At 59.3% G+C, this 13,473-nt stretch carries 10 protein-coding genes; 2 read left to right on the top strand and 8 right to left on the bottom strand.

Annotated elements, in window-relative coordinates; all coding sequences use genetic code 11:
- The first annotated feature begins 23 nt into the window (after window positions 1-23).
- Both KGB20_RS23430 and KGB20_RS23435 read left to right on the top strand, forming a co-directional pair.
- Complete coding sequence (locus KGB20_RS23430; protein ID WP_057716453.1) at window positions 24-1,607, top strand: peptide chain release factor 3; 1,584 nt, start codon at window positions 24-26, stop codon at window positions 1,605-1,607.
- Between the two features lie 338 nt (window positions 1,608-1,945).
- Window positions 1,946-2,200 (top strand): hypothetical protein, encoded by a 255-nt coding sequence (locus KGB20_RS23435; RefSeq protein ID WP_057716452.1) that lies wholly within the window; start codon window positions 1,946-1,948, stop codon window positions 2,198-2,200.
- Window positions 2,201-2,395: 195 nt separating this feature from the next.
- Here KGB20_RS23435 and KGB20_RS23440 read toward each other — a convergent pair whose 3' ends face one another.
- The 8 genes from KGB20_RS23440 to KGB20_RS23475 form a co-directional block, all read right to left on the bottom strand.
- Entirely contained in the window at window positions 2,396-3,376 is a 981-nt protein-coding gene (locus tag KGB20_RS23440) for a peptide ABC transporter ATP-binding protein (protein WP_057716451.1), read from the bottom strand.
- A complete protein-coding gene (locus KGB20_RS23445; RefSeq protein WP_057716450.1) occupies window positions 3,376-4,344 on the bottom strand; it encodes an ABC transporter ATP-binding protein in 969 nt (322 codons plus the stop codon). Before KGB20_RS23445 ends, KGB20_RS23440 begins: the two co-directional genes overlap by 1 nt.
- Window positions 4,345-4,354: 10 nt before the next feature.
- Window positions 4,355-5,266 (bottom strand): ABC transporter permease subunit, encoded by a 912-nt coding sequence (locus KGB20_RS23450; RefSeq protein WP_057716449.1) that lies wholly within the window; start codon window positions 5,264-5,266, stop codon window positions 4,355-4,357.
- A 10-nt stretch (window positions 5,267-5,276) separates the two neighbouring features.
- Window positions 5,277-6,287: an ABC transporter permease subunit gene (locus KGB20_RS23455; RefSeq protein WP_008051717.1), complete on the bottom strand. Its 1,011-nt coding sequence runs from the start codon at window positions 6,285-6,287 to the stop codon at window positions 5,277-5,279.
- Between the two features lie 72 nt (window positions 6,288-6,359).
- Window positions 6,360-7,955, bottom strand: a complete 1,596-nt coding sequence (locus KGB20_RS23460) for an ABC transporter substrate-binding protein (protein WP_102669063.1) — start codon at window positions 7,953-7,955, stop codon at window positions 6,360-6,362.
- Between the two features lie 78 nt (window positions 7,956-8,033).
- The gene (locus KGB20_RS23465) at window positions 8,034-9,467 is read right to left on the bottom strand and encodes an OprD family porin (protein ID WP_057716447.1); all 1,434 of its coding nucleotides are present in this window, start codon (window positions 9,465-9,467) and stop codon (window positions 8,034-8,036) included.
- Window positions 9,468-9,641: 174 nt separating this feature from the next.
- Complete coding sequence (locus KGB20_RS23470) at window positions 9,642-11,243, bottom strand: ABC transporter substrate-binding protein (protein ID WP_057716446.1); 1,602 nt, start codon at window positions 11,241-11,243, stop codon at window positions 9,642-9,644.
- A 303-nt stretch (window positions 11,244-11,546) separates the two neighbouring features.
- Window positions 11,547-13,172, bottom strand: coding sequence for an ABC transporter substrate-binding protein (locus tag KGB20_RS23475; RefSeq protein ID WP_057716445.1), 1,626 nt, complete (start codon window positions 13,170-13,172; stop codon window positions 11,547-11,549).
- Between the last annotated feature and the right edge of the window lie 301 nt (window positions 13,173-13,473).

Consider the following 13,473-nt stretch of genomic DNA (forward strand, 5'->3'; position numbering starts at 1 on the left):
AATCACCTGCCAGGCGATTTCCCATGACCAAACAGGCCGCCGAAGTCGCGAAACGCCGCACTTTCGCCATTATTTCCCACCCCGATGCCGGTAAGACCACCATCACCGAGAAGCTCCTGCTGATGGGCAAGGCGATTGCGGTAGCCGGTACGGTGAAATCTCGTAAATCCGATCGCCATGCCACCTCCGACTGGATGGAAATGGAAAAGCAGCGGGGTATCTCCATTACCACGTCGGTCATGCAGTTCCCGTATCGCGAACACATGATCAACCTGCTCGACACTCCGGGCCACGAAGACTTCTCCGAAGATACCTATCGCACCCTGACGGCGGTGGACTCGGCGTTGATGGTTCTCGACGGCGGTAAAGGTGTAGAGCCTCGGACCATCGCCCTGATGGACGTCTGCCGTCTGCGTGACACGCCGATCGTCAGCTTCATCAACAAACTCGACCGTGACATCCGCGACCCGATCGAACTGCTCGACGAAATCGAAGCCGTCCTCAAGATCAAGGCTGCGCCGATCACCTGGCCGATTGGTTGCTACCGTGACTTCAAAGGCGTGTATCACCTCGCCGATGACTACATCATCGTGTACACCGCCGGTCACGGCCACGAACGCACCGAAACCAGGATCATCGAGAAGCTCGACTCCGATGAAGCCCGCGCCCACCTGGGTGACGAGTACGAACGTTTCATCGAGCAGCTGGAACTGGTGCAGGGCGCCTGCCACGAGTTCAACCAGCAGGAGTTCCTCGACGGTCAACTGACTCCGGTGTTCTTCGGTACGGCACTGGGCAACTTCGGTGTCGACCACGTCCTCGACGCCGTCGTTGATTGGGCGCCGCGCCCACTGGCACGCGTGGCCAACGAGCGCACCGTGGAGCCGGTGGAAGAGAAGTTCTCGGGTTTCATCTTCAAGATCCAGGCGAACATGGACCCGAAACACCGCGACCGCATCGCCTTCATGCGTATCTGCTCCGGCAAGTACGAAAAAGGCATGAAGATGCGCCACGTGCGCACCGGCAAGGACGTGCGGATCGGCGACGCGCTGACCTTCTTCTCCTCCGAGCGTGAGCAACTGGAAGAGGCGTTTGCCGGCGACATCATCGGCTTGCACAACCACGGCACCATCCAGATCGGCGACACCTTCAGCGAAGGCGAAGTCCTGGGTTTCACCGGCATTCCACACTTCGCCCCGGAACTGTTCCGTCGCGTACGCCTGAAAGATCCGCTGAAATCCAAGCAACTGCGCCAGGGCCTGCAACAACTGGCCGAAGAAGGCGCGACCCAGGTGTTCTTCCCGGAACGCAGCAACGACATCATCCTCGGCGCCGTCGGTGTGCTGCAGTTCGATGTGGTCGCCAGCCGTTTGAAAGAGGAATACAAGGTCGAGTGCTCCTACGAGCCGATCACCGTTTACTCTGCGCGCTGGATCGAATGCAGCGACAAGAAGAAGCTTGAGGAGTTCTCCAACAAGGCTGTGGAAAACCTGGCGCTGGACGGCGGTGGTCACCTGACCTACCTCGCACCGACGCGGGTCAACCTGGCATTGATGGAAGAGCGCTGGCCGGACGTGAAATTCCGTGCGACCCGTGAGCATCACTAAGCGCTGAGTTGCAAAATCCAAAAGCCCCGTTGCGAAAGCTGCGGGGCTTTTTATTGTCTGGCGCAATTGCCTGTAGGGGCGAGCCTGCTCGCGATGATTCCAGCCGCGCTGCATTTATCCAGACAGAGCGCGTCATCGTTAGCCTCCATCGCGAGCAGGCTCGCTCCAACAGGGGGCTTCGGTGTTAGTTGAGTTGTGAATAACCCCTATTCCAAACCAGTCTCCAAACCCGCTGCATTTTCCCCCGCCAGATAGCGTCCAATCTGGAGAACCCGGCTGATCGGAACTAGATTTGACTCAGCACCAGACAGGCACTCAACGAAAGGAAGGAATCGGCTATGAACAGGTTGTTTCGCGTTTTACTGCTGTTGAAGGTGATGGTGATGCTCTCGCTCGGAGCTTCGACGGCGTGGGCCGAGTGTATCGATCACGGGGAGCAGGCTTCGAGCGGGCAGGCGGGTTATGCGGGGTTGATGATCGCCAAGTCCGAATCGGAACCGGGAGATCAGGGGCAGGGCGGTGCGGACAACGACGATGACTCGACCACCGACGAACCGGACTCCGATGAGGAAGAGGGCGACAGCCAGACGTAGTCGCTCTATTGCAGGCAAAAGAAAACCCCTTCTACCTGAGTGATGCGCATTCGAGGCAGAAGGGGTTTGGTTAACGCGTAATTACTTGAGCTACTCAATCCCTGTGGGAGCGGGCTTGCTCGCGAAAGCGATCTGTCAGTCGACATTGAGGTTGACTGGAATGACGCCTTCGCGAGCAAGCCCGCTCCCACATTTTTATGCCGCGCCGTCGAGAAATTGCTCGGCGTAGTGGCAAGCCACCTGGCGGCCGGCGATCAGGCGCAGGGCCGGCTCTTCAGTGCTGCAACGCTCGGTGGCGTACGGGCAGCGCTTGTGGAAGGCGCAGCCGGACGGCGGGTTCAGCGGGTTGGGCAATTCGCCGACGATCTTGATTTTCGGCTTGTCCGGATCCGGGTGGATGGCCGGCGTCGCCGACAACAGCGCCTGGGTGTAAGGGTGCAGAGGTCGGGAGTAAATGTCCTCTTTCGTGCCCATTTCCACCGGACGACCGAGGTACATCACCATCACATGGTCGGCAACGTGGCGTACCACTGCCAGGTTGTGGGAGATGAACACATAGGCGGTGTTGAACTCTTGCTGCAAATCCATGAACAGGTTGAGCACCTGTGCCTGAATCGACACGTCCAGTGCCGAGGTCGGTTCGTCCGCCACCAGCACTTTCGGTTGCAGCATCATCGCGCGGGCCAGGGCGATCCGCTGGCGCTGACCACCGGAGAACATGTGCGGATAACGCTGGTAGTGCTCGGGACGCAAACCCACCTGCTTCATCATCGCCTGGACTTTCTCGCGACGTTCCGCGGCGCTCAGGTTGGTGTTGATCAATAACGGCTCTGCAAGCTGATCACCGACTTTCTGCCGAGGGTTCAACGAGGCGTACGGGCTCTGGAACACCATCTGCACGTCTTTGCGCAGTTGCTTGCGCTGGGCCTTGTCGGCACCGGCGACTTCCTGCCCGGCAATTTTCAAGGAGCCGGAGGACGGCTCTTCGATCAGGGTCAGGGCACGGGCCAGGGTGGATTTGCCGCAGCCCGACTCGCCTACGACAGCGAGGGTCTTGCCGGCTTCCAGTTCGAACGACACGCCGTTGAGGGCGCGCACGGTGGCGTGACCCTTGAACAGGCCTCGGGACACCTCGTAGTGACGGGTCAGGTCGCGGGCGGTAAGAACGACGGCCATTACGCCACCTCCTGGTTCAGCGGGTAGAAGCAGCGAGCGAGGCTGTTGCTTTTCTGGTCAAGGGCCGGACGTTGTTGACGGCAGTTGTCTTTCACGTACGGGCAGCGTGGCGACAGCAGGCAACCTTGCGGGCGGTCGTAGCGACCGGGAACGATGCCCGGCAGGGTCGACAGGCGCGAGGCACCCAGGCTGTGTTCCGGAATTGCCTTGAGCAACGCTTCGCTGTACGGGTGTGCCGGAATGTCGAACAGTTGCGGCACCTGGCCGACTTCGACCGCCTGGCCGGCGTACATCACGCACACGCGCTGGGCGGTTTCGGCCACGACGGCGAGGTCGTGGGTGATCAGCACCAGGCCCATGTTCTGCTCTTTCTGCAACGCCAGCAGCAGGTCCATGATTTGCGCCTGGATGGTTACGTCCAGCGCCGTGGTCGGTTCGTCGGCGATCAGCAGTTTCGGTTCGCCGGCAATCGCCATGGCAATCGCGACACGTTGGCTCATGCCACCGGACAGTTGATGCGGGTAGGCGTCCATACGGCTGGCGGCACCCGGGATTTCAACTTTTTCCAGCAGTTCGATGGCGCGCTTGCGCGCAGCCTTGCCGGACATTTTCAGGTGCAGGCGCAGCACTTCTTCAATCTGGAAACCGACGGTGTAGCTCGGGTTCAGGGCAGTCATCGGATCCTGGAAGACCATGGACAGGTCTTTACCCACGATCTGGCGACGCTGGCGATTGTTGAGCTTGAGCATGTTCTTGCCGTCGAAATTCAGGGCGTCAGCGGTGACGATCCCCGGATGCTCGATCAGGCCCATCAGCGCCATCATGGTCACGGACTTGCCGGAACCGGACTCGCCAACGATGGCCAGCACTTCGCCCTTGTCCACTTGCAGGTCGAGACCATCGACGACTGGCGTGGCGTTTTTGTCGCCGAAGCGAACGTTGAGATTCTTGATTTCTAGCAGTGACATGGGAATCTCCTCAGGCGGCGTTCTTGAGTTTCGGGTCCAGCGCATCGCGCAGGCCGTCGCCCATCAGGTTGATTGCCAGCACGCTGAGCAAAATGGTCAGACCAGGCAGGCTCACTACCCACCAGGCGCGTTCGATGTAGTCGCGGGCCGAAGCCAGCATGGTGCCCCACTCAGGGGTTGGCGGTTGTACGCCAAGGCCGAGGAAGCCCAGTGCGGCGGCATCGAGGATCGCCGAGGAGAAGCTCAGGGTGGCCTGAACGATCAGCGGCGCCATGCAATTAGGCAGCACGGTGACGAACATCAGGCGCGGCAGACCGGCACCGGCCAGGCGCGCGGCAGTCACGTAGTCGCGGTTCAGTTCGCCCATCACCGCAGCGCGGGTCAGACGAACGTAGGACGGCAGGGACACCACGGCGATGGCGATCACGGTATTGATCAGGCCAGGGCCGAGGATGGCGACGATCGCCACGGCCAGCAGCAGGGACGGCAGGGCCAGCATGATGTCCATCAGACGCATGATGCTCGGGCCAAGTATGCGCGGGAAGAACCCGGCGAACAGACCCAGCAGGATCCCCGGGATCAGCGACATCACCACCGACGACAAACCGATCAGCAAGGACAGGCGCGAGCCCTGGATCAGGCGCGACAGCAGGTCGCGACCCAGTTCGTCGGTGCCGAGCAGGAACTGCATCTGTCCACCCTCCAGCCAGGCCGGCGGGGTCAGCAGGAAATCACGGTATTGCTCGCTCGGGTCGTGAGGGGCAACCCACGGGGCGAAGATGGCGCAGAAAATCACCAGCAGCATGAACATCAGGCCGGCGACGGCACCTTTGTTCTTGGAAAACGCTTGCCAGAATTCTTTGTACGGAGACGGGTACAGCAGGCTTTGATCGACTGCTACCGATGGAATTGGAGTGGTCATGGTCATGATCTCAGCGCTGATGACGGATGCGTGGGTTGGCAAAGCCGTAGAGGATGTCCACTACGAAGTTGACCACAATCACCAGGCAGGCGATTAACAGGATGCCGTTTTGCACAACGGGATAATCTCGGGCGCCAATGGCTTCGATCAGCCATTTGCCGATGCCGGGCCACGAGAAGATGGTTTCGGTCAGGACCGCACCGGCCAGCAGGGTGCCGACTTGCAGGCCGACCACGGTGAGTACCGGGATCAGCGCGTTGCGCAGGCCGTGTACGAACACCACGCGTGCCGGCGACAGGCCTTTGGCCTTGGCGGTGCGGATGTAGTCTTCACGCAGCACTTCGAGCATCGACGAACGGGTCATCCGCGCGATCACTGCCAGCGGAATGGTGCCGAGCACAATGGCCGGCAGGATCAGGTGGTGCAGGGCGTCGAAGAAGGCGTCCGGCTCGTCGGCCAGCAGCGTATCGATCAGCATGAAGCCGGTGCGTGGCTCGATGTCATACAGCAGGTCGATCCGCCCGGATACCGGGGTCCAGCCCAGACTTACCGAGAAGAACATGATCAGGATCAGGCCCCACCAGAAGATCGGCATCGAATATCCCGCCAGGGAGACACCCATCACTCCATGGTCGAACAGGGATCCTCGCTTGAGTGCTGCGATCACCCCGGCCAGAAGGCCCAGGATGCCTGCGAACAACAGGGCGGCCATGGACAGTTCCAGGGTCGCGGGGAACAGGGAGGTGAATTCGCTCCACACGCTTTCACGGGTACGCAGGGATTCCCCGAGATCGCCGTGGGCCAGCTTGCCGATGTAATCCAGGTACTGGGCATACAGGGGTTTGTTCAGACCTAGGCGTTCCATTGCCTGAGCGTGCATTTCGGGGTCGACCCTACGTTCTCCCATCATGACTTCTACGGGGTCGCCCGGGATCATGCGAATCAACGCGAAAGTCAGCAAGGTGATGCCGAAGAACGTGGGGATCAGTAACCCCAGTCGGCGGGCAATAAAACTAAACATCGTGTGTTGTACCTCATCAGCCGGTTAGGCGTGCCCGGCATGCCTGGGTCAGGAATGCCGGGAGTTTTCTTATTACTTCACCTGGGTGGTGGCGAAGTTATTCGTGGTGAGGGGGCTAATGTGATAGCCCTCTACGTTGTTGCGCGTTGCGGTGAACATTCTAGTGTGTGCGAGGCTGATCCATGGTTGATCCTGGTTGAAAATCACCTGAGCCTGTTCGTAAAGCGCTGCACGCTCAGCCGGGTCGACTTTTGCGCGGGCCTGGTCGATGAGTGCCTGGAACCTGTCATTGCACCAGCGTGCATAGTTTTCGCCGTTCTGCGCAGCTTCACAACTGAGCATAGGCGTCAGGAAGTTATCCGGGTCGCCGTTATCGCCCGCCCATCCGGCGGAAACCATGTCGTGCTCGCCGTTTTTCGCGCGCTTGAGCATCTCTCCCCATTCCATCACGCGGATGTCGATCTTGATCCCGACCTTGGCCAGGTCGGCCTGCATCATCTGCGCACCGAGCATCGGGTTCGGGTTGGTCGCGCCGCCTCCGTTGCGGGTGAACAGGGTGAAGGTGGTGCCTTCCGGTACGCCGGCTTCCTTGAGCAGGGCGCGCGCCTTGTCCAGGTCGCGGGCAGGATTCTTCAGCGTGTGGTTGTAGCCCAGCAGGGTATCCGGGAACGGGTTGACCGCCACGGTGGCATTGCCCTTGCCGAACAGCGCGTTGACCGCGGCTTCCTTGTCGAAAGCGATGTCGATGGCTTTGCGCACGCGCACATCGCTCAAGTACTTGTGGGTGGTATTGATGGCGATGTAGGCGACGGTCATCGCATTCATTTCATCGACCTTCAGGTTCGAGTCTTTCTTGATGCTCGGGATGTCATCCGGTTTTGGATACAGCGCGACCTGGCACTCGTTGGCCTTGAGCTTCTGCAGGCGCACGTTGTTGTCGGTGGCGATGGCCAGGATCAGCGCATCAGCCGGTGGCTTGCCACGGAAATAATCCGGGTTGGCCTTGAAACGAACCTGGGCGTCCTTGTTGTAGCGCTGGAAGACGAACGGGCCGGTGCCGACTGGCTTGTTGTTCAGGTCGCCGGTCTTGTTGGTCTTGAGCAGCTGGTCGGCGTACTCGGCGGAGTAGATTGACGAGAAGGCCATGGCGATGTCGGCCAGGAACGGCGCTTCACGGCGGGTCAGGGTGAACTTGACCGTGTTGTCGTCGACTTTCTCGACGCTCTTGAGCAGTTCCTTGAAGCCCATGCTTTCAAAGTACGGGAAGCCCACGCTCGACAGTTTGTGCCACGGATGATTCGGGTCCAGCTGGCGCTGGAAGCTCCAGACCACGTCGTCGGCATTCATGTCGCGGGTCGGCTTGAAGTATTCGGTGGTGTGGAACTTGACGCCTTTGCGCAGATGGAACGTGTAGCTCAGGCCGTCTTCGCTGATGTCCCAGGACTCGGCCAGTGCCGGAATCACGTCGGTGGTGCCGGGCTTGAAGTCCGCCAGGCGATTGAAGATGGTTTCGGCCACCGCATCGGCTGTGACTGCAGTCGTGTACTGGACCATGTCGAAGCCTTCGGGGCTGTTTTCGGTGCAGACCACAAGCGGCTTGGCCGATACACCCACCGCGACACTCAGCAAGGCAGCCGCGATGGCCGCACGTAGGGGAAGCATTTTCATCAAGAACCCTCTGCAATCAGTTGAAGGACAAAAGCCGAACGGCCGATTCGTCACTGAATCAGCCGTTCGGCACGGGCATTACAGGATGTTGAACGGAACCGTGGTCACGAGGCGGAACTCGTTGATGCTGCCGTCAGCCTGGTTTTCGCTGGCACGGTGAGCGGTATAGGTGCCGCGAATCGTGGTGGCCTTGAGCGGGCCGCTCTGCACGGCGTAGGTCGCGCCGATGCCGTATTCATAATGGTGTTCGCCATCCTGGGACTGGATGCCGTCGTAACCCTTGCCTGCCACGCCGCCGTTGCCGGTGTAGTGAGTACCGTCGATACCCCAGCCGCGAGCCTGGTAGATGTTGAACTTCAGGCCCGGCACGCCGTATTCGGCCATGTTCAGACCGTAGGCAACCTGGAACGATTTTTCGTTCGGGCCGTTGAAGTCCGACAACAGGGAGTTGGCCAGGTAGATGCCGTTGGTTTCGTGCAGGTAGTCGAAGTACTCGTTACCGTTCACTTCCTGGTACGAGAAGGTCAGGGTGTGGGCCTGGTGGGTCAGGCCGAACGACAGCGAGTAGGTGTCGTTGTCGATGTCGCCGATCAGGGCTTTACCGGTTTCCTTGGTTTTGTAGTAGTTCAGGCCGGTGGTCAGGCTCAGTACCTGGCTGTCGCCCAGTACGTGAGAGGCGCCGAAGTAGTACTGGTTCCAAATATCTTCAGCCTGGGTCGCCCAGAGACTGGTGGTCAGGCTGGCGAACGGGTTGTAGGTGATACCGCCGGTGTAGACGTGGTCGGTTTCGACGATGCCGTTTGCGTATTCGGTGCGGAATTTGCGCTGGCTTTCTTCGGTACGCGGTGAGTTGCGGTCGAAGGTGGCCAGGTCGAAGGCCAGGTTGTTCAGCTCTTCGCTGTGGAGGGCCACGCCCTGGAAGCTCGAAGGCAGTGCACGGTTACCGATCACGTCGACCATCGGGCTGCTGAAGTTCATGCGGCCGGCGGTCAGGGTGCTGTTGGATACACGAGCCTTGACGTTGGCCAGGCCCAGTTTGCTCCACTGGCCTTGAGCGTCGCCGCCCTCTTTGGTCAGGGTACGGTTGTTGCCTGCGCCTGGACGAGTGCCCGGTGCGCCGCCGTTGTTGGACGCCAGGTCTTTGCGGTCCTGGTCCAGTGCGATGGCGTTGTACGCCGCCACCTCAGTGCTGAAGCCTACGGTGCCTTCGGTGAAGCCGGAGTTGTACTTGAGGATGGTGCCCTGGACCCAGTTGATCCGGCGATCGGTCGGGGTCGAAACGCCGTCTTTCTTGTAGGCGAACTTGGCGCCGCGTTGCAGTTGTTCGTTGGCGTACCAGTTGCGCGTGGTGCCTGTGATCGACTGGCCTTCGATAAAACCGGTGGCTTCGCTTTGAGCGCTTTTCTCGTTCACGGTAACCGGGGTGAAAGCCTGGCTTTGGGTTTCTGCGTAAGCCGTGGCGGTTACGCTGCTGATGGCCATGGCCAATAACGCGGTGCTGCTCAGTTTCATGGGTAAAGCTCCTTACTTTCTTTTTTTTATGCCGGTCTTTTTTTGTGATCCGGCTATTGGTTTAGAACTCATTCACGGCATCGCAAACGTTTGCCGCCAGCCAAATTGGCAAAAGACGGCAAAGCGTCTGCGTGAGGGCGGAACATCCGCCCCCCGGCATTTCTGGCTAATCGGTTATTTTTCTATGCTGACACCCGAGAAAACATTGCGACCGAACGGGCTCACCTTGAACCCTTCGATTTTGGCGCTCAGCGGCTGGTTGACCGTCGAGTGGGCGACTGGCGTCATCGGCACTTGCTGCTTGAGCAATTGCTGCGCCTGTTTGTAGAGCAGGGTGCGCTGGTCGCGGTCGGTGACGACCTTGGCCTGCTTGATCAGCTTGTCGTAAGCCGGGTCACACCACATCGAGTAGTTGTTGCCGCCAATGGCGTCACAGCTGTAGAGCGTGCCCAGCCAGTTGTCCGGGTCACCGTTGTCGCCGGTCCAGCCGATCAGGCTGATGTCGTGTTCGCCATTCTTGGTGCGCTTGATGTACTCGCCCCACTCATAACTGACAATCTTGACCTTGAGGCCGATCTTCGCCCAGTCAGCCTGGAGCATCTCGGCCATCAACTTGGCGTTGGGGTTGTACGGACGCTGGACCGGCATGGCCCAGAGGGTGATTTCGGTGCCTTCCTTGACGCCGGCAGCCTTGAGCAGCTCCTTGGCTTTTTCCGGGTTGTAGGCGGCGTCCTTGATAGTCTCGTCGTAGGACCATTGGGTCGGCGGCATGGCGTTGACCGCCAGTTGCCCCGCGCCCTGGTAGACGGCATTGAGAATGCCTTGCTTGTTCACCGCCATGTCCAGCGCCTGGCGTACTTCAAGCTGGTCGAACGGTTTGTGGCGCACGTTGTAGGCGATGTAGCCGAGGTTGAAACCGGGCTTCTCGATCAGTTGCAGGGCCGTGTCGTTCTTCAGCGCGGGCACATCGGCAGGGCGCGGGTGCAGGGTGATCTGGCACTCGCCGGCCTTGAGTTTCTGCACGCGCACCGAGGCGTCGGTGTTGATGGCGAAAATCAGGTTATCGAGCTTGACCCGGTCAGGGGCCCAGTAATGCTTGTTGCCGGTGTAACGGATGTTCGAGTCTTTCTGGTAGCTCTTGAACACGAACGGCCCGGTGCCGATCGGCTTCTGGTTGATGTCGCTCGGCTTGCCTTCGGCCAGCAGCTTGTCGGCGTATTCGGCCGAAAGGATGGCGGCGAAGCTCATGGCGATGTTCTGGATGAACGCGGCGTCCACGCTGTTGAGCGTAAAGACCACGGTCAGTGGCCCGGTCTTTTCGACCTTGGCGATGTTCTTGTTCAGGCTCATGCCGTTGAAGTACGGAAACTCTGTCGGATAAGCCTTACGGAAAGGTTGCTGCGGGTCGAGCATGCGATTGAACGTGAACAGCACGTCATCGGCATTGAAGTCTCGGGTCGGCGTGAAGTATTTGGTGGTATGAAACTTCACCCCTTCGCGCAGGTGAAACGTGTATTTGAGGCCGTCCTCGGAAATATCCCAGCTCGTGGCCAGGCCCGGTACGACGTTGGTCGCGCCTTTTTCGAACTCAGCCAACCTGTTGTACAGCGGCTCGGCGGCGTCGTTGTCGGTCGCAGTGGTGTACTGCGCCGTGTCGAAACCGGCGGGGCTGCCTTCGGAGCAGAACACCAGGCTGTTGTTGGCGGCCTGGCTGATGGAAGTGGCGGCCAACAGGCCGGTGCCCAGCAATGCGGATAAAACCAAGGTATGGCGCATAACGCTCCCTTTACTCTCAAAATGTTTTCAATGAGTCGCCGTCCCGTCCGCGGACGTAGAGGCATCACTGATTTCAAGCCATGCGCGCAGCATTAACCGATGACCCACGCGTGCACTGGTCAGATCCCGACGGTATGAGCCATGGGTCCGGCAGTAAATGCGTAGAGTCCTAAAGACTCGTAGGAAATGGCAACGCGTCCTCGCCCGATGCTGTAGTCAGCTGCGGATTAGGATGTAGGCGAATTCCTGCTTTCTCGGAAGATAAAGCAACGGCGACGTCAGGAACGTCGCCGTTGCAAAACCTTATTTGCTGACGCTGACGCCGTAGAAGGAGTTCAAGCCAAATGGGCTGATCTTGAAGTCCTGCACGTTGGCGCGCATGGGTTGGAACACCGTCGAGTGAGCGATAGGTGTCATAGGCACAGCATCCTTGAGGACGTGTTGCGCCTGTTTGTACAGTTCGGTGCGTTTGCCTTGGTCCGAAGTGCGCTTGGCTTGCTTGACGATGTCGTCAAACTTCTTGTCGCACCATTTGGAGAAGTTATTGCCTTCCAGCGAGTCGCAGCCGAACAGCACGTTCAGCCAGTTGTCCGGGTCACCGTTATCGCCGCTCCAGCCAATCAGCATCGCGCCGTTCTCACCGCCCTTGGAGCGCTTGATGTACTCGCCCCACTCGTAGCTCTGGATCTTGACCTTGAGGCCGATCTTGGCCCAGTCGGACTGCAGCATTTCTGCCATCAGCTTGGCGTTCGGGTTGTACGGACGCTGAACCGGCATCGCCCACAGGACGATCTCGGTACCTTCCTTGACGCCGGCTTCCTTGAGCAGCTCCTTGGCTTTCTCGGGATCGTACTTGGCGTCCTTGATGGTGGTGTCATAGGACCACTGGGTCGGCGGCATGGCGTTGACCGCCAGTTGGCCGGCGCCCTGGTACACGGAGTCGATGATCTGCTGCTTGTTGACGGCCATGTCCATGGCCTGGCGCACTTTCAACTGCGACATCGGGTTTGGCTTGTCGTCGCCCTTGATCTTGTCCATCACGTTGTAGGCGATGTAGCCCAGGTTGAACCCGGCCTGCTCAGGCATCTTCAAGGACTTGTCTTCCTTGAGCGCCTTCAGGTCGGCCGGACGAGGGAACAGGGTGACCTGGCACTCGTTCTTCTTCAGCTTCTGGATGCGTACCGACGGGTCGGTGGTGATGGCGAAGATCAGGTTGTCGATCTTGACGTCGTCAGGCTTCCAGTAGTCCTTGTTCCCTGTGTAGCGGATGTTGGAGTCTTTCTGGTAGCTCTTGAACACGAACGGGCCGGTGCCGACCGGCTTCTGGTTGATGTCGGCTGCCTTGCCTTCCTTGAGCAGCTGGGCAGCGTACTCGGCGGACTGGATCGAGGCGAAGCTCATGGCCATGTTCTGGATGAACGCGGCATCAACGTCCTTGAGGGTGAACTTGACCGTGTGGTCGTCGACTTTATCGATCTTGGTGATGTTGGTATCCATCCCCATGTCGGTGAAGTACGGGAATTCGGTCGGGTACGCTTTGCGGAACGGATCATCCTTGTTAATCATGCGATTAAAGGTGAACAGCACGTCGTCGGCGTTGAACTCACGAGTCGGTTTGAAATACGGGGTAGTGTGGAACTTGACGCCTTCACGCAGGTGGAAGGTGTAGGTCAGGCCGTCATCGGAAACGTCCCACTTGGTCGCCAGCCCAGGAACCACGGCGGTGCCGCCACGTTCGAACTGGGTGAGGCGGTTGAACATGGTTTCTGCAGAGGCGTCGAAGTCGGTTCCGGTGGTGTATTGACCTGGATCGAAACCGGCCGGGCTCCCTTCGGAGCAGAACACCAGGTTAGTCGCTGCTTGGGCGAACGGTGCGCTGGCTAACAAGCTTGCGCCAACTAAGAACGGAATGACCGCGTGTTTAAGCATGGTGGCCTCATGATTTGTTGTCATTTTTGGAATTAGAGGACGACCTCGTGAGTCGTGCCTGCGGATACTTATGCAGGGGCCATACCCAATGCAAGATCCAGAGTGACTACAAGCCTTAAACAGTGGCACGAACGTACCTTAATGTCGCATTTGTATAATTCCTGACGCATTTGACCGTTTGCGCGGCGTTTTTACGGTGCAAATGACGCACTTTTACAGTGCGCTCCTGACTCGGGTTGCTCCCGCGTGGGGCGGGGTGTTACTTATTCATACCCCGGATTGTGGGGTGGGTATGGCGTGA

The organism is Pseudomonas sp. BF-R-30 (assembly GCF_019956175.1).
Taxonomy (GTDB): domain Bacteria; phylum Pseudomonadota; class Gammaproteobacteria; order Pseudomonadales; family Pseudomonadaceae; genus Aquipseudomonas; species Aquipseudomonas jessenii.